This is a genomic window from Microbacterium sp. NPDC012755 (assembly GCF_042901325.1).
GTDB classification, from domain to species: Bacteria; Actinomycetota; Actinomycetes; order Actinomycetales; family Microbacteriaceae; genus Microbacterium; species Microbacterium natoriense.
Map to the genome: position 1 here is coordinate 2,505,263 of NZ_JBIBCT010000001.1, position 16,849 is coordinate 2,522,111.

Annotated in this window: 12 protein-coding genes; 6 read left to right on the forward strand and 6 right to left on the reverse strand. The window is 71.1% G+C overall.

The window, feature by feature from the left end:
• Positions 1–2 precede the first annotated feature (2 nt).
• Positions 3–1,025 carry an endonuclease/exonuclease/phosphatase family protein gene (locus ACFY5A_RS11625; protein ID WP_341939732.1) on the reverse strand — a complete coding sequence of 341 codons (1,023 nt, stop codon included), beginning with the start codon at positions 1,023–1,025 and terminating at the stop codon, positions 3–5.
• A gap of 82 nt (positions 1,026–1,107) precedes the next feature.
• Between ACFY5A_RS11625 and ACFY5A_RS11630 the strand changes: the two genes are divergently transcribed.
• Positions 1,108–1,971, forward strand: coding sequence for a PHP domain-containing protein (locus ACFY5A_RS11630; protein ID WP_387234141.1), 864 nt, complete (start codon positions 1,108–1,110; stop codon positions 1,969–1,971).
• Positions 1,972–2,041: 70 nt separating this feature from the next.
• On the opposite strand, the gene ACFY5A_RS11635 is transcribed toward ACFY5A_RS11630, so the two are convergent.
• Positions 2,042–3,559 (reverse strand): DEAD/DEAH box helicase, encoded by a 1,518-nt coding sequence (locus ACFY5A_RS11635; protein ID WP_341939730.1) that lies wholly within the window; start codon positions 3,557–3,559, stop codon positions 2,042–2,044.
• A 191-nt stretch (positions 3,560–3,750) separates the two neighbouring features.
• Here ACFY5A_RS11635 and ACFY5A_RS11640 point away from each other — a divergent pair, with 191 nt between their 5' ends.
• Positions 3,751–4,467 carry a ferritin-like fold-containing protein gene (locus ACFY5A_RS11640; RefSeq protein ID WP_105672518.1) on the forward strand — a complete coding sequence of 239 codons (717 nt, stop codon included), beginning with the start codon at positions 3,751–3,753 and terminating at the stop codon, positions 4,465–4,467.
• 16 nt (positions 4,468–4,483) lie between these two features.
• Here the strand turns inward: ACFY5A_RS11640 and ACFY5A_RS11645 are convergent, their stop codons facing one another.
• From ACFY5A_RS11645 to ACFY5A_RS11655, 3 genes are read right to left on the reverse strand one after another with little or no spacing between them, the layout of a single operon-like run.
• Positions 4,484–4,978 (reverse strand): hypothetical protein, encoded by a 495-nt coding sequence (locus ACFY5A_RS11645; RefSeq protein ID WP_387234144.1) that lies wholly within the window; start codon positions 4,976–4,978, stop codon positions 4,484–4,486.
• Positions 4,979–4,982: 4 nt separating this feature from the next.
• Complete coding sequence (locus ACFY5A_RS11650) at positions 4,983–5,270, reverse strand: hypothetical protein (protein ID WP_105672517.1); 288 nt, start codon at positions 5,268–5,270, stop codon at positions 4,983–4,985.
• A 6-nt stretch (positions 5,271–5,276) separates the two neighbouring features.
• On the reverse strand, positions 5,277–5,501 hold the full coding sequence (locus ACFY5A_RS11655) for a DUF3107 domain-containing protein (RefSeq protein ID WP_045259005.1): 225 nt from the start codon (positions 5,499–5,501) through the stop codon (positions 5,277–5,279).
• A 156-nt stretch (positions 5,502–5,657) separates the two neighbouring features.
• On the opposite strand from ACFY5A_RS11655, the gene ACFY5A_RS11660 reads away from it, so the two are divergent.
• Together ACFY5A_RS11660 and ACFY5A_RS11665 are read left to right on the forward strand one after the other, a co-directional pair.
• Positions 5,658–8,867, forward strand: coding sequence for an ATP-dependent helicase (locus ACFY5A_RS11660; RefSeq protein WP_387234147.1), 3,210 nt, complete (start codon positions 5,658–5,660; stop codon positions 8,865–8,867).
• Positions 8,864–12,331, forward strand: a complete 3,468-nt coding sequence (locus ACFY5A_RS11665) for a UvrD-helicase domain-containing protein (RefSeq protein ID WP_387234150.1) — start codon at positions 8,864–8,866, stop codon at positions 12,329–12,331. The genes ACFY5A_RS11660 and ACFY5A_RS11665 overlap by 4 nt, the downstream gene beginning before the upstream one ends.
• Here ACFY5A_RS11665 and ACFY5A_RS11670 read toward each other — a convergent pair.
• A complete protein-coding gene (locus ACFY5A_RS11670; RefSeq protein WP_387234153.1) occupies positions 12,277–13,584 on the reverse strand; it encodes a phosphotransferase in 1,308 nt (435 codons plus the stop codon). The genes ACFY5A_RS11665 and ACFY5A_RS11670 overlap by 55 nt on opposite strands.
• Positions 13,585–13,648: 64 nt before the next feature.
• On the opposite strand from ACFY5A_RS11670, the gene nudC reads away from it, so the two are divergent.
• Positions 13,649–14,530, forward strand: coding sequence for an NAD(+) diphosphatase (nudC, locus tag ACFY5A_RS11675; RefSeq protein WP_387234156.1), 882 nt, complete (start codon positions 13,649–13,651; stop codon positions 14,528–14,530).
• A complete protein-coding gene (locus tag ACFY5A_RS11680) occupies positions 14,527–16,248 on the forward strand; it encodes an ATP-dependent helicase (RefSeq protein ID WP_105672512.1) in 1,722 nt (573 codons plus the stop codon). Before nudC ends, ACFY5A_RS11680 begins: the two co-directional genes overlap by 4 nt.
• Positions 16,249–16,849 lie beyond the last annotated feature (601 nt).

Below are 16,849 nucleotides of genomic sequence, written 5' to 3' on the forward strand. Positions count from 1 at the left end.
GCTCAGCCCGCGGGCTCGAGCTGCACGACGAGACCGCGATGATCGCTCCCTGCGGCGTCGCCGATGATCGACGATCCGGTGGGCGTCCAGTTCTGCGAGGCCATGACGTGGTCGATGGGCGCGCTCAGCAGCTCGGGGAGCGAGCTGGGCCAGGTGCCGCTGAAGCCGTTGCCGGTGCGCGACGCGGCGTCCCGGCAGTAGCCCAGGTCTCCTCCGCCTGTGCCGAGCGACGCCATGTGGTCGATCGTGGCGTTGAAGTCGCCGGCGAGGATGACATCGCCCTGCGGGCACTGATCGGCGATCCACTGCAGATCGCTGCGCCACTGGCCCATCTCCTCCCTGCGCGGAGCGACAGCATGCACGGCGACGATGGTCGGCCCTGTGCCGTCGATGGGCATGAGGACGACGCTGGGCACCTGTGCCGTGTTGCTGGTGCCGTCTGTCGACGACTCGATCACCGAGTACTCGCCCATGTCGGGGGAGACCAGGACCGTCGTCTGCCACGACTTCGGGCCGTCCACGACGTCGGGCTTGTACTGCACGTTGTGCACCCACATCGGATGCCCCTGCGCGCGCAGCATGATCGCGATCTGCTCTCCGACGGCCTCCGTGGTCTCGGGGAGGGCGACGACGTCGGCCCCGCTGTCGAGGATCTGCCGTGCGATCGTCTCCGCCGGGACGACCTCGCCCGCGGTGTTCCAGCTCAGGACCCGCACGCTCGACTCCGTCGCGGCGGGGAGGGTGTCGCCGCCGAAGCCCCGGCTCATGCCGATCGCTCCGGTCGCACCGGCGCCCAGCAGCGCGACGATGAGGACGGACGCCGCGAAACCCCGCAGCGGCCGCGCGAACAGGAGCAGCAGCGAGAGCACGGCGATGAGGAGCAGCGCCCCGAGCACGACGCCGCGAGCGGCGACGATCTGCGTGAACGGGAAGGTCTGCTCGAGTCGGAAGAACTGCGGCCACACGGCGATCGCCGTCGCGATCGCGAGCAGCACGGTGAACAGGATCCCCAGTAGTCGAAGCATCCCTCCCAGCCTATGAGCCGTGTCTGGGAAGTCCCTGCCGCGGCGCGGGCCTCGTGCCGTCGCGGCTCGGTACGCTCGGAGGATGGCCTCATCGTTCGCCGGTCCCGCCGACCTGCACCTCCACTCGAATCAGTCGGACGGCACGGAGGCGCCAGCGGAGGTCATGCGACAGGCTCACGCCCATGGCGTCCGGACCGCGGCCCTCACCGATCACGACCGCACGACCGGGTGGCAGGAGGCCGGTGACGCCGCCGTCGCGCTGGGCATGACCTTCATCCCGGGGATGGAGCTGTCGGCCAAGCACGAGTGGCGCAGCGTGCATGTGCTGGGCTACCTGTTCGACCCGGCGGATCCGGCACTCCGCGCTGAGACCGATCGCATCCGCGACGACCGGATCGGTCGTGCGGAGAGGATCGTCCGCAGCATCGGCCGCGACTACGACCTGCACTGGGACGACGTGCTCGCGCAGACCACGGAGGACGCGACGGTGGGGAGGCCGCACATCGCCGACGCCCTCGTCGCCCGCGGCATCGTGCGCGACCGCACGGAGGCGTTCGACGGCATTCTGCACCCGCGGGAGGGCTACTATGAGCCGCACTACGCGCCGGACCCGCTCACCGCCGTGCGGCTCATCACGGAGGCGGGAGGGGTCGCGATCATCGCGCATCCCGTGACGTCCGGACGAGATCGGATGATGCCCGTTCCCTACATCGAGCGTCTGATCGGCGCGGGGCTCGGCGGCTTCGAGATCGATCATCGGGAGAACACGGCCGCGGGCAAGAGGATGCTGCACGAGATCGCCGCAGCTCATGACCTCATCGTGACCGGGTCGAGCGACTACCACGGCGCCGGCAAGCCGAACCGCCCGGGGGAGAACACCACCTCCGATGAGATGGTGGCGCGGCTCATCGCCCGTGCAACGGGCACCGCCCCCCGCTACCCCTGAGGGGTCTCGGCACGAACGTCGGGAACGACGAAGGGGCGGATGCCGCAGCATCCGCCCCTTCTCAGATCGTTCAGGCGCCGGTGACCGGCGCTGCTCCGGTTCCACCGGAACCACCGCGACGGCGACGGCGACGGCGAGCGGGTGCCGGCTTGCCGTCGTGATGCTCTTTGCCTGCGCCGTCGTGAGTTCCGGCGCCCTCGGCGCCGCGATCGGCGGCCTGACCGGAGTCGGACGCGGATGACGACGACTCGGTCGCACCTTCGGCGAAGGTCGACCCGACGGCCGCAGAACCGCCGCGGCGACGACGGCGGCGGCGGGTGCCTCCTTCGTCGGTGCCCTCGGCCGCGGCATCCGCTGCGCGCTCGGGGCGCGGAGCCCGTGCCGGCTTCTCGGCCTTGGGGGCCGTCACCAGGCGGCCCTTGGTGCCGGCGGGGATGTCGAGGTCGCTGTAGAGGTGCGGGCTCGACGAGTACGTCTCGACGGGCTCCGGCTGACCGAACTCGAGCGCCCGATTGATGAGGGCCCACTTGTGCAGGTCCTCCCAGTCGACGAAGGTGACCGCGATACCGGTCTTGCCCGCGCGACCGGTACGACCGGCGCGGTGCAGGTACGTCTTGTCCTCATCGGGGATCGTGTGGTTGATGACGTGGGTCACGTCGTCGACGTCGATGCCTCGTGCCGCGACGTCGGTCGCGACGAGCACGTCCTTCTTCCCGGCCTTGAACGCCGCCATCGAGCGCTCGCGCTGATCCTGACCCATGTCGCCGTGCACGCCGCCGACGTTGAAGCCGCGGTCGCCCAGCTCGTCGACCAGACGCTGCGCCGCGCGCTTGGTGCGGGTGAAGATCACGGTCTTGCCGCGGCCCTCGGCCTGGAGGATGCGGGCGATGACCTCGTCCTTGTCGAGCGAGTGCGCGCGGTAGACGAGGTGCTTGATGTTGGCCTGGGTGAGGCCCTCGTCGGGATCGGTGGCGCGGATGTGGATCGGGTTGTTCATGAACCGACGCGCGAGAGCGACGATCGGCCCGGGCATGGTCGCCGAGAACAGCTGCGTGTGCCGCACCGCCGGGACCTTCTGGAAGATCTTCTCGATGTCGGCGAGGAAGCCGAGGTCGAGCATCTTGTCGGCCTCGTCGAGCACGACCTCGGTCGCGTTCGACAGGTCGAGAAGGCGCTGGCCCGCGAGGTCGATGAGTCGACCGGGGGTGCCGACCACGATCTGCGCGCCGGCCTTGAGCTGGTCGATCTGACCCTCGTAGGCCTTGCCGCCGTAGATGGCCACGACGCTGGTCGAGCGGTTGCTGGTGAGCAGATCGATGTCCTCGTACACCTGCACCGCGAGCTCGCGGGTGGGCACCACGATGAGCGCCTTGACGCCGTGCTCGGGGTTCTGGCCGAGTCGCTGGACGACGGGGATGCCGAAGCCGAAGGTCTTGCCCGTTCCGGTCTTCGCCTGTCCGATGATGTCCTGGCCGGGGAGGCCGAGCGGAATGGTCTGCTCCTGGATGGGGAACGCGTCGACGATGCCCTTTGCGGCGAGTGCGTCGACGATGTCCTGATCGATTCCTAGATCAGAGAAAGTTGTCACTGTGTTCAGATGCCTGTCCGGCGACATGGAGAGTCGCCTCGTCACGGATCCACGCCGTCTCTTGTGCCACAGGCGCGGGGCCCCGCTCCGACGGCGGGGACGGGACCAGCCTACCCGAGGCGTGCTCCGACCCTCGGGATGGCTTCTCCCCGAGTAGTGTGATCCCGTAGTCGATCGGTTGGGGAGCATCCGTGGTCAATTGGTTCTGGAATCGGAGCAGGGCTCCTCGTCGCACCCTCGCGCTGCGCAGCAGGGGCGATCAGGGCGGTGCGACGCGCGTCGACTTCGCCGAGCTCGCACCCGAGTTGAATCGCTTCCTCGGGCAGGCGGCCTACCTGCAGCTCGGCTACTTCGAGACCCTCACCCGTCTGATCCGCGCCACCCCCGAGCTCTCCGAGAAGGAGTCGCTGTCCCGCGCCGCGGGGGCGACCCTCACGAAGCATCGGGCGATCGTGGACCTCATCTCCGAACGCGGCGAGGATCCCACCCAGCTCATGCTCCCGTTCCGCGAGAACCTCGACGCGTTCCGTCGCAAGACGATCGGCGCCCGCCCTCGCGAGACCATGCTGGCCGTCTACATCACCGCGGGCATGCTGGACGACTTCTACCTCGCGCTGGCGTCGAGCTACGGCGACATCGGCGAGAAGGTGCGGACGATCCTCAGCGAGGACGACGCCCGCCACGAGATCGTCGCGATCATCCAGGAGACGATCGAGAGCGACGAGGAGTGGCGTTCGCTGCTGTCGATGTGGGCCAGACGGCTCGTCGGGGACACGATCCTGGTCTGCCGCTCGGCGCTGCGCCCCGAGAGACTCGCCGCCGCAGACGACGAGAGGATCGAGCCCGTCTACACGGAGCTCATGGGCGCGCACGCCCGCAGGATGGACGCGATGGGCCTCGCGTCCTGACGACGTCGTCGTGCCGTCACTCCGTGGCGCGCTCCAGCCGACGGGTGAGTCGCCAGGCGATGACCATCGGGATCACCCCGATCACCCCGAACGACATGTCGATGAGCTGCCAGCCGAGCGGGATGCCCCGGATCCCACCGGCGATGAGCGCGAGCGGGATGATGCCGGCGCAGGCGATCACGCCGAACTGGATGACCCAGACGTTGCGCACGGGGTCGATCAGCGGGCCGATGAAGACGACCGCGATGACGAGGTGCGCGAACGCCAGCCAATCGGTGCCGTACGACATGAACGGGTAGCGGTCGCCGACGTCGACGAGGGCCTGCGACACCCGCTCGACCCAGGCGACGGCGTCGGGGAACCACGCGGCGACGGGGGAGTCGCGCAGGATGCCCGACGCGAGTCCGAGTTCCTCGCGCAGCGGGAACGCCGTGACGCCGCTGACGATCAGCCCCAGCATCATCACGACGATGCAGAGGCGGATCCAGAAGAGGGTCCGGCGTCTGTCCACCGGTTCAGATGCCGAGCGCGGCCCTGGCCTCGGCGTCCCGACCGGTGCGGACGCGGACGAGCACGATCGTCGCGAGGGCGGCGATCACCGCGGAGCCGAGAACGCTCGCCAGCCACAGCCAGATGCTGCCTTCGCCGACACCGGCCCACTGCAGGCCCGTGTAGACCAGAGCGGCGACTGCGGTCGCGATCGCCGGAGTGACGGCGACGCCGCGCAGTTCACGTCCGCCGATCAGGTAGTGCGCGGCGATGCCGAGCACGCACGCGCCGATGAGTGCGAGGAGGATGTACATCGCGGGTCAGGCGACGAAGCCGACGCGGCGCGACTCTTCGGTGCCCAGCTCGATGTAGGCGAGGTTCGCGGTCGGGACGAGGTAGGAGTTGCCCTTCACGTCGGCGAAGTCGAGGTGCGTGGAGCTCTGCTCGAGGGCTGCGGTGACCTTGGCGCGCACCTCGTCGGCGCTGGCGGAGGTCTCGAAGTTCAGTTCGCGGCCGGTGTTGACGATGCCGATGCGGATTTCCACGCGTGCTCCCTGTGGTTGATGCTGCTGACTGTGCCCAACTCTACCCCGGCGGCGGTCGCGGGGATCGGCGGTCGCCGCCGGTTTCGCCGTGAGCGCACGCGGGCGTCACCGCGGGCGGGAGGGCCGATGTCCGGACATCCCAGTAGCGTGGAATCCGTGACTCAGGATGCCGCGCAGCGAGCCGTCGTCGCCGCTGCTGCGGCGGCGTCCGGTGTGATCATCGGCGCCCCCGGCACGGGAAAGACCCGCACCCTCGTCGACCGCGTCGTGCACCTGCTCGACGTCGAGGGGATGCGGCCGGAGGAGGTGCTGGTCCTCACGCCGAGCCGCCAGGCGGCCACCGCGCTCCGCGACCGCATCGGCGTGCGCATCGGCCAGGCCACGCCGGGTCCTCTGGCCCGGTCGCTCGGGTCCTTCGCGTTCCAGCTCGTTCGCGGGGCGATGGTCAGGGCGGGCCAGGAGCCCCCGGCGCTGCTCACGGGCGCCGACCAGGACAGGCTCATCGCCGAACTGCTCGCCGGAGACGAGGAGGACGGGCACATCTCGTGGCCCGACGCCCTCAGCCCGTCGGTGCGGGCCTCGAAGGGCTTCCGCTCCGAGCTGCGCGCGCTCATCGCGGAGTGCGTCGAGATGGGCGCGTCACCGGACGAGCTCAGAACGGCCGGAGATCCGACCTGGGCGGCCGTGGCGGACTTCCTCGTGGAGTACCGCACGGTGCTCGACGCCGCCAGGGCCGCCCACCGCGACGCCGCCGACCTCCTCGCGGAGGCGGGAGAGATCCTGCGGACCGCCGACGCGGCGACCCTCGGCCCCCTCGCGTCGCTGCGAGCGGTGCTGATCGACGACGCGCAGGAGCTCACCCGCGGCGGGGTGGCCGTCGTGCAGGCGCTCCGAGGCAGGGACATCGCCGTGCTCGCGTTCGGCGATCCCGACATCTCCTCCGGCGCCTTCCGGGGCGCCAGCCCCGAGCTCTTCGCTCGGCTCGCCGGCGCACTGGGCGACGTGCACGTGCTCGACGGTCCTCACCGGCAGGCGCCGGCGCTCACCGCGCTGACCCGCACGGTCACGCAGGCCATCGGCGCCTCCGGCCGGGTGGATCACCGCCGCGCGCCCGCTCCCGTCGGCGCGGACGAGACGACCGAGGCGGTGAGCACGTTCATCGCCCCGTCGCCCTACGAGGAGCTCGACAGGATCGCCGGGGTGATGCGCGACTGGCACCTCGCAGGCGGCATCCCCTGGGACAGGATGGCGGTCATCGCGCACGACACCCGTCAGGTGACGACCCTCGAGGGTGAGCTCGCCGCGCGTGAGATCCCGACCAGAGCGGCCGGTGTGCAGCGTCCGCTGGGCAGCGAGAGCATCGTGCGCGACATCGTCGAGGCGGTGCGGCTCGCGCTCACGCCCGTCGAGGAGCGCACTCCGCAGATGCTGGAGGAGGCGCTGCGCACGCCGTTCGGCGGGATGGACGCCATCGGCCTCCGTCGCCTGCGTGCGCGGCTGCGGCACATCGAACTCGAACAGGGCGGATCCACCCCGGCGCGCGAGCTTCTGCGCCAGGCGTTCGCCGCGCCCGCGCACTTCACCCTCATCGATGCGGCCGAGTCGCGCACCGCCTCGCGGTTCGCGGAGACGATCGCCGCGGTGTCGGCGGCGGCCGAGCGGGGCGAGACGATCCATGACCTGCTGTGGCGGATCTGGGACCAGGCACGCGCCGTCGACGGTCGGCGTCTGCAGGTGGCGTGGCGGGAGATGGCGCTGCAGGCGTCCGGGGCGGAGACGGCGCGGGCGCTCGACGCGCTGGTCTCGCTCTTCGATGCGGCCAAGAGGTTCGTCGAGCGCACGCCGAACGAGAAGCCCGACGTCTTCGTGCGCGACATCCTCGACAGTGAGGTGCCGGAGGACTCGCTGTCGAGCCCCGACCGTCCGGGGCGCGTCACGCTGCTGACTCCCGCGACGGCGCTGGGAACCGAGTTCGACGCCGTCGTCGTCGCCGGTGTGCAGGACGGCATCTGGCCCAACGTGCGGCTGCGCGGCGGGATGCTGCAGACCTGGCGGCTGGCCGATGCGCTCTCCGCCGTGCGCGACGGAGTGGTCGTCCCCGAGCCCGGTGTCCTCGATCGGCGGCGTGCGGCCCTGCACGACGAGCTGAGGCTGTTCGTGCGTGCGGTGTCGCGAGCGCGCACGCGGCTGCTGATCACCGCGGTCGACGACGACGACCTGACGCCGAGCCCGTTCTTCGGGTTCCTGCCGAAGCCTGATCCGCCGGAGCTGCACGCGTCCGCCGAGCATCCGCTCACCCTTCGCGGCCTGGTCGCGCGTCATCGTCGGATCCTCACCACCTCGTCCTCACCCGCGGCGAGAGCCGAGGCCGCTGCGCAGCTCGCCGTGCTGGCGCGTGAGGGCGTGCCCGGCGCAGACCCCTCCGATTGGTACGGGGTGACTCCGCCGACGACCGACGCGCCGCTGCGCGATCTCGCCGTCGACGGGGCGAAGGTGTCGCCGTCGAAGATGGAGTCGTTCGAGGAGTGCGGCGTGAACTGGGTGGTCTCGGCGCTCGGCGGGGACACGGTGATGCCCCCCACGGCCGGAATCGGCACGATCGTGCACGAGGCGATGGAGAAGGTGCCGGACGGAGACCTCGAGCGGATGCGCGCGATCGTCGAGGAGCACTGGCCGGAGCTCGACTTCGAGACCGAGTGGATCGGACGCAAGGAGCGCAGACGCGCCGATCTTCTCGTGGATCGGCTGCACGCCTATCTCGGCGACGTGCGCGCCGACGGCGGTCGGGCGATCGCGAGCGAGGTGGAGTTCCGCTTCGCCGTCGACGTCGACGGCGAGCACGCCGTGCACGAGGTCGGGGAGGATCGGAGCGGGCAGGCGATCATCCACGGCTTCATCGACAGGGTCGAGGCGTACCCCGTCGGCTCCGGAGACCACAGTCATGCCCGAGGGCGCGGTTCGGCGCCGATCACCGCTGCTGCGGAGAACGAGAGGGTGGTCGTCGTCGACCTCAAGACCGGCAAGAACGACCCGGAGTCCGACTCCGGAGTGCTCGCCCACGCCCAGCTCGCGGCCTATCAGATCGCGGTGCAACAGGGACTCATCGACGGGGCCGACCCCACGGCGCTCGCCGGCGCGCGACTCGTCATCGTGTCGAAGACGCTGGCCAAGAGCGACTACCGCATCGCGCATCAGCACACCCTCGACGACGAGGGACGAGAGGCGTTCCTCCTGCGGGTGTCCGAGGCCGCGCGCGGCATGTCGGCGTCGAGTTTCACGGCTCAGGTCGAAGCGCACTGCGCCGACACGCAGGGCAACAGGGTCAAGCCCTGCCGCATCCACACCGTTCCGGCGGTGAGCGCATGACCCCGATCTGGCCCGGAACCCTCGGCCTCTCCGCCACCGACATCGCTGCGGCGCTCGGGCAGCCACCGCCCACCGCGGCGCAGCAGCGCGTGATCGAGGCGCCGCCCGCTCCCGCGCTCGTCGTCGCCGGCGCGGGCAGCGGCAAGACCGAGACCATGTCGGGACGCGTCGTCTGGCTCGTCGCGAACGGTCACGTGCGCCGGGATGAGATCCTCGGGCTGACGTTCACGCGCAAGGCGGCGGGAGAGCTCGCCGAGCGGATCGGCGTCAGGCTCGCGGTGATCGACGAGTACGGTCGTCGGGGTCTCCTGCCCCATCTCCCCGAGATCGTCTCATCGGGCGCGCTCCGCCGCGTCGACGAGGCGGTCGCTGGTCGCCAGCGCGAGCTCGTGCGCCGGCACGTGCTCGACGATCTCGCGGAGTCGTACGGCACGGGGTGGGACCCTGCCACCCCGCGCACAGCCGAGGAGCTGATGATCCGCCCTCGCGTGTCGACGTACAACGCCTTCGCCGACGGCATCGTGCGCGAGCACGCCGCGCGCATCGGTCGGGACTCCGACGTCGCGATGCTCAGCCAGGCGGCATCCTGGATGCTGGCGCGCGAAGTCGTGCTGCGCAGCGACCTGGCCGAGCTCGAGGAGATCGAGTTCGCCGTCGGCACTGTGATCGACGCCGTCCAGCGCCTCGCCGGCGACGTTCTCGATCATCGGGTCGATCTCGACGAGGCCGTGCGCATCGCGGTCGCACAGGCTCGTGCGTTCGAGCCCTACACGAGCAACGACGTCATCGGGAAGGCCACGGCCAATCTGCTCAGCCTGTCGACGCTCGCCAGTCTGGTGCGCGACTACATCGCCGAGAAGGAGCGCCGCGGCGTGCTGGACTTCGCCGATCAGGTCGGCGGCGCGTACGACATCGTCGAGTCGGCGCCCGACGTACGGGAGGAGCTCCGCGAGCAGCACCGCGTCGTCCTGCTCGACGAGTATCAGGACACCTCGGTGATCCAGACCAGATTCCTCGCCGAGCTGTTCCGGGACTCCGCCGTCATGGCGGTGGGCGACCCGCACCAGTCGATTTACGGATGGCGCGGCGCCAGCGCCGACAACCTGTACGCGTTCTCCGGGGCCTTCTCCGGCGGTCACGGCGCGCAGACCTACAGCCTGATGACGAGCTGGCGCAACGACAGACGGATCCTCGACATCGCGAACGAGGTGCTGGTGCCGCTGCAGCGCCCGGGGCTCGACGTCCCGCCGCTCGACCCGCGCCCCGGCGCCGGAGACGGCAGGGCCGAGGTGCGCTTCGCGTTCACGGTCGACGACGAGGCGGACGACGTCGCCGCGTGGTTCGCCGACCGCCGGGCCGCGCACGATCAGGATGCCGCCGGGCGCCCGCACACCGGGGCGATCCTGTTCCGCTCGAAGAAGCACATGCCGACCTTCGCCGCGGCTCTCGCGGCGCGCGGCATCCCGCATCGCATCCTCGGGCTCGGCGGTCTGCTCTCGACCCCCGAGGTCGTCGACGTCGTCTCGACCCTTCGCGTGGTGCACGACCCGACCGCGGGTTCGGCGCTGATCCGCCTGCTCACCGGGCCGCGGTTCGGCGTCGGAGTCGCCGACATGGCCGCCCTCTACGACCTCGGTCGTCGTCTCTCGGAGACCGACACCGCGATGGGGCCGCTCCCGGAGGAGGTCCGCATCCGTCTGCGCTCATCGCGCGGCGCCGACGAGGCGATCTCGATCATCGACGCGGTCGACGTCGTGCGGGCCGTGCGTGACGACTACCGGATGCTGGACGGCATCAGCGCCGAGGGCCGCTCACGCATCCGGGCGGCGGGGGAGATGCTCGAGCGGCTGCGCCGGGCGTCATCGCAGCCGATCTCCGAGTTGATCAGACTCATCGAGCTCGAGCTGCGGCTCGACATCGAGCTCGCCGCGAACGAGACCAGAGGACCGGCTCGAGTCGCGGCGACGCAGCTGCGCGCCTTCGCCGACGAGGTGCGGGCGTTCCTCGCGGCCGACGAGCGGGGGACCATCGGGAGCCTGCTGGCCTGGTTGGACAAGGCCGAGAGCACGGACGAGCTGATGCCGCGGCCGGAGCCGCCGGAACCCGGTGTGGTGCAGCTGCTCACGATCCACGGCTCCAAGGGACTGGAGTGGGATGCCGTCGCGGTCGTGCGGCTGGTCGCCGACGAGCTGCCCAGCCGGCCGACCGACACCTCGGGGTGGTTCGGCTTCGGGGTCGTTCCGTTCGCGCTGCGCGGCGACCGTGACGCGCTGCCGCGCTTCACCTGGGATCCGGACGAGGCCGTCGCCGGCGAGGACGATCCGGCGAAGAGGCTCAAGGCAGGCGTCGCCTCGCTTACCAGCGCCAGCAAGAACGCCCCCGGAGCGCTCACGGTGTTCAAGGCGGCGTACCGCGACTACCAGCAACAGGAGGAACGGCGTCTCGCCTACGTGGCGGTGACCCGCGCGCGCACCGATCTGCTGCTCACCGGTGCGCACTGGGCGGGGCAGAAGAAGCCGCGTGATCCGAGCCCCTACCTGCTCGAGGCCATGGAGGTGCTGGGAACCGATCCGATCGAGCCCGTCGACCCCGAGGACAACCCATACGACGGTCCGGGCGCCACCCTCACGTGGCCGCTGGATCCCCTCGGAGCGAGGAGGCCGGTCGTCGAGGCCGCGTCGACCGCGGTGCACGCGGCCGCGGGGAGCGACCCGGAGCCCACGCCCGAACTGGCGCGGCTGCTCGCGGAGCGTGCCGCTCGACTGCGCGGAACGGATGCCGCGCCTCCGACGCGCGTGCCGGCGTCGAAGTTCAAGGACTACGTGACGGACTTCGGGGGCACGCTGTCGTCGATCGTGAGGCCGATGCCCGAACGGCCGTACCGGCAGACGCGTCTCGGCACCCTGTTCCACGCGTGGGTCGAGCATCGGAGCGAGCTGGTCGGGATCGGGACGCGGGTCGATGAGGCGCTCTGGGAGCTGGATGAGGACGATGCCGCGGCGGGGCCCGGAGACGTGTCGTCAGCGGATGCTGCCGATCTGACGGCGTTGCAGGAGACCTTCGAACGCAGCGAATGGGGTGCGCTGCAGCCCATCGCCGTCGAGATCGAGATCGACTTCGCGCTGGGCTCGGGCGCCGGTTCGGCGTCGGCGCCCACGACAGAACCACGACATATTGTCATCTGCAAGCTCGACGCGGTGTACCGGCGCGAGGATCGCGGTGGCCGCATCGAGATCGTCGACTGGAAGACGGGCAAGGCGCCGCGCACGGCGGAGGAGCGCGAGGAGCGGATGCTGCAGCTCGCCCTGTACCGGCTGGCCTACCATCGCCGATTCGGCGTGCCTCTGGAGGAGATCGACGTCGCGCTCTATTACGTGGCGGACGACCTGGTGATCAGGGGCGACCGCGTCTACTCGGAGTCGGAGCTCTTCCAGCGCTGGAGTGCGGCGCGCGCAGCACGCTGAGCCTCGTCCTCCGGCTCACCCTCGGTCGCGGCGCGCTCGCGCTGCACGTCGGAGTCGTGCGGGGCGGTGGAGGTTCGTCCTTCGTCGTCCGCCTGCGCCGAGACCGAACGCACGGCGGAGAGGTCCTCGGTCTCCAGGCTGCCTACCTCGGCACGGTGCGCGGCCTCCGATGTCTCGGAGTCGAGGTCCTCATCGCGCCAGAGCTCGTCGGGGTTGTAGGCATCGGTCTGCATCGAGGTGTCGACCGCGGCGACCGTGCTCTCGGGCACGCGGTCCAGCGCGTCCATGGCGGAGTCGACGCCCTCGTTGCGGGCCGTGATCACCGTGAGGTCATCGGCGTGCAGGCCGTCGGCCAGAGCCTCGAGAAGAGCGGCCGCGTCGTCGACGATGTCGGGGCGGCGCAGGGAGTCGCCGTGCACGAGCCAGCGGGCGAACTCCAGTTCTGCGAGCAGTCGCCCTCTGACCTCGAGTGCGGCATCCGGCGTCCGGTCGGCCGCGCGGGCGTATGCGGCCTGCACATCGGCCGCGGCATCCGGCGCCGTCGAGAGCCATGCCAGGTCGACGGCAGGGTCTCCGACGGACAGGGCATGCCACCCCACGATGCCGGAGACCTCGGGGCCCCGCTCCGCATCGTCGTCGAAGAGGAAGGAGGTGGACTGCACGCCGCCGAGGGTCACGGTGGACTCGAAGCGCCAGAGATCGTCGTCGGCGACAGCCTCACGCCAGCGGACCGTCAGCCGTGCAGGGACGCGGCCGGTCGCCGCCGCCGCATCGACGAGCCGTTCGATCTCGTCGCGGCTCTCCTGAGAGGTGCGGGTGAGGAGGCCGGCGCCGCGCACGACCGACGTCGGCATGGCGTGCACTGCGGCGATCGCGGCGCCCATCGACTCCGCAGCACCGCGCCCGGCGGGGACGTGCGCTGCTTCGATCTGGAAACCCGGGAGGAGTTCGGTCACCAGCGCCCTGGCATCGTCGAGACGGGTCTCGCCGATGTACTCGGGGGCGCGGAACGGCAGCATCGCGCGGGCGCCGGCGGTCAGCGCGCGCAGTGCGAGGGCTTCGGCGGCCAGCTCCGTCGCGGCCTCGTCGTCGTCGGCGACCCGGATCGCGAGCTCACGGCCGTCGCGCAGCGAGGCGACCGCGGAGTCGAACCGTCCGTCGCCATCGGCGGTCAGAGCGCGTGCGCCCGTCACCTCCGCTCCGGGCAGTGCGGCCGTCACTGCCGCGGCTAGAGTGAAAGGAGAGCGTCCCATACCCCCAGGGTAGGTCGGCTCAGGGGCTGTTCCGCCCCCGCCACGCCCGTGAGAGAGGGAGTCGATGACCATTCCGCACACGCCCTTCGACCGCGCAGCCGATCTCCGCGCGGAGCCGGACGTCATCGAGAGACTGCGTGCGGAGGAGACGACCCGGGTGGTCGCCGTGCGTGAGGGGCGGGTGCGGGTCGACCGCGACGGTCTGCTCCTCGTCGCACCGTCGACGATCGCGGATGCGACCTGGGCTCTCCTGGGGCGCAGCTCTGAGGGCGCCGCCATCCTGCTCGCGGCTCTCGGGCCTGAGGTCGACACGATCGACGCGGCGCCGGACGAGACCTGGCTGGGACTCCGCGATCTCGGTGCGAGACTCGGCGCCGACGACACCGAACTCCTCATCGAGGCGCTCGCCCTCGGCGGGTGGCTGCGCGACGCGCCGTTCTGCCCCGCGTGCGGTGGAGGCACCGAGCTGCGTCAGGCGGGCTGGTCCCGCCGGTGCCTGCAGTGCGGACGCGAGCACTTCCCGCGCACCGATCCGGCCGTGATCGTCGCGGTCGAGAGCGCTGACGGCGAGCGGCTGCTGCTGGGCGCCAACGCCAACTGGGCCGGACGCATGTACTCCTGCTTCGCGGGGTTCACCGAGGCGGGGGAGTCGCTGGAGTCCACCGTTCATCGGGAGATCGAGGAGGAGTCCGGCGTGCGGCTGTCGTCGCTGCGCTACGTCTCCTCGCAGCCGTGGCCGTTCCCTCGTTCCCTCATGCTCGGCTTCCGCGCCGTCGTGGTGGACGAGAACGAGGCGCGCCCAGACGGCGAGGAGATCATCGACGTGCGCTGGTTCTCCCGCGCAGAGATCGGCTCCGCGCTCGCCGGAGAGGGCCCGGTGGGTCTGCCGGGGCCGGCCTCCATCGCCCGCGCGCTGATCATCGCCTGGTACGAGGAGCGCGCGTGAGCGCGCTGGAGGCACTCGACGAAAGGCAGAGGCAGGCGGCATCCGTCCTGCGGGGGCCTGTCGCGGTGCTCGCCGGGGCCGGCACGGGAAAGACCCGCGTGATCACGCACCGCATCGCGCACGGCGTCGACACCGGGGCGTACTCGCCCTCGCGGGTGATGGCTGTGACCTTCACCGCGAAGGCCGCCGGCGAGCTGCGGGGCCGACTGCGGGCCCTCGGCGTCGAGGGCGTCGCGGCGCGCACCTTCCACGCCGCCGCGCTCGCGCAGCTCAACTTCTTCTGGCCCACGCTCGCCGGAGCGCCCGCGCCGGGCATCATCGACAACAAGGTCCGGATGCTCGGACAGGCGGCCGACGCCATGCGGCTGCGCCCCAGCACGGCGACGCTCAGGGACATCGCGTCGGAGATCGAGTGGCGCAAGGTCTCGATGCTCTCGATCGACCAGCATGCCGCGCTCGGCCGCACGGTGAGCGGCGTCGACGCCACGCAGCTGGTCGAGCTGCAACGGGCCTACGAGGCGCTGAAGGACGAACGTCACCAGCTCGACTTCGAGGACGTGCTCCTCGCCTGTGCGGGGATGCTCGAGGCCGAGCCGCGGGTCGCGGCGTCCGTGCACGAGCAGTACCGGCACTTCACCGTCGACGAGTACCAGGACGTGTCGCCCCTGCAGAACCGGCTGCTGGAGCTGTGGCTCGGAGACCGGCGCGACATCTGCGTCGTCGGCGACGCGAGCCAGACGATCTACTCGTTCGCTGGCGCCGAGCAGCGGTTCCTCCTGGAGTTCGAGCGCCGTCATCCCGATGCCACCGTCGTGCGCCTGGAGACGAACTACCGATCGCAGGCGCCCATCCTCGAAGCAGCCAACGCCCTCATGCACGGGCGTCCTGGCGCACTCGAGCTGGTCCCCGCGCGCGATTCGTTCAGCGCGGATCCGCCGACGGTCACGGCCTTCGACACGGAGGGGGAGGAGGCGGCGGGCATCGCCGCGGCGATCTCCGCGCGGATCGAGGCGGGGGCTTCCCCCGCCGACATCGCTGTGCTCTACCGCGCACATGCGCAGTCCGCCGTGCTCCAACAGGCGCTCGCCGCGGAGGGCATCGCGACGAGCGTGCTCGGCGGCACCCGCTTCTTCAACATGCCCGAAGTGCGTCAGGCGATCCTCGCACTCCGGGCCGCCGCTGTGGCCCCGACCGAGCACTCCTTCCTCGCCGGGGTGCAGCGGGTGCTCCGCGAGCTCGGCCTCACGGAGGAGCCGCCCGCGGCGGGCGGTGCGCAGCGCGACGGCTGGGAGGCCAGGCGCGCGATCCTCCGTCTTGCGGAAGAGGCGGGCCCCGACGCGACGCTGCGCGGCTTCAGCGACGCGCTGATGGCCAGGGCCAAGGACCAGCACGAGCCGACCATGCGCACGGTGACGCTGTCGACCCTGCACGCCGCGAAGGGCCTCGAATGGCCCCACGTGCACCTCGCGGGCTGGGCCGAGGGATCGCTGCCGATCTCGTATGCGACGGGCTTCGAGGCGATCGACGAGGAGCGCCGACTCGCGTACGTCGGCGTCACGCGGGCCGCGCGAACGCTGTCGCTGTCCTGGTCTCGCTCGGCCGGCCGAGGCGAACGGGCGCCGTCGAGGTTCCTCGCGGAGATCGGGACGACGGCACGCGGCACCGGCAATCTTCGTGAAACGACACCGAGCGCCACGACCGGCCGCGCGTCGCGCTGACCTCCGCGTACGTCCCCACCTCCGCCGCGTCGGAGAGCAGGCGGGCGGCCAGCGTCGCGGCCTCCGCGACGCGCGCGGCGGAGATCGGGCCGGCGCCGCGACCGATCAGCTGGGTGTGCAGCCGCGGCCACGCGGGGTCACGATCACGCTCGTGGCCGTCTCGACAGGCCAGGCAGGCCGACCGTCCCGGGATCACGAGGGGCCCCACCGTCGTCCTGCCGCGCTCGAACGCGACCGGCAGGTGCGTCGTGTCCTCGCGCAGGTAGCGGGCGAACTGGAGCGCAGCGGCGGCACCCTGCACGAGGATCACGCCGACATCCTCACGGCTCTCGCGGCGCCCCAGGGAGACGCCCTCGTCGGCGAGAGCCTCCCTCATCCGGTACTCGGAGCGTCCGTCGACGTGATCGATGCTCTCGACCCATGCCGTTCGGTACGAGACCTCCTCGTCGACGAGCAGCGGTTCCACCCGCGCCAGCAGCGCTCTGGCCTGCCGGTGGGGAGCACCGGCACCGTGGGCGATGACGTCGAACGACATGCGCCGGAAGCCGTTCGCCATACGCGCCAGAAGCAGCTCGACCCAGGGGGCGTCGACCCGCACCCT

Bases quoted from the DNA above. Each gene is read 5' to 3' on its own strand.
- ACFY5A_RS11625 (WP_341939732.1), bottom strand. From the start codon at position 1,025: ATGCTTCGACTACTGGGGATCCTGTTCACCGTGCTGCTCGCGATCGCG.
- ACFY5A_RS11630 (WP_387234141.1), top strand. From the start codon at position 1,108: ATGGCCTCATCGTTCGCCGGTCCCGCCGACCTGCACCTCCACTCGAAT.
- ACFY5A_RS11650 (WP_105672517.1), bottom strand. From the start codon at position 5,270: ATGTACATCCTCCTCGCACTCATCGGCGCGTGCGTGCTCGGCATCGCC.
- ACFY5A_RS11665 (WP_387234150.1), top strand. From the start codon at position 8,864: ATGACCCCGATCTGGCCCGGAACCCTCGGCCTCTCCGCCACCGACATC.
- ACFY5A_RS11670 (WP_387234153.1), bottom strand. From the start codon at position 13,584: ATGGGACGCTCTCCTTTCACTCTAGCCGCGGCAGTGACGGCCGCACTG.
- nudC (WP_387234156.1), top strand. From the start codon at position 13,649: ATGACCATTCCGCACACGCCCTTCGACCGCGCAGCCGATCTCCGCGCG.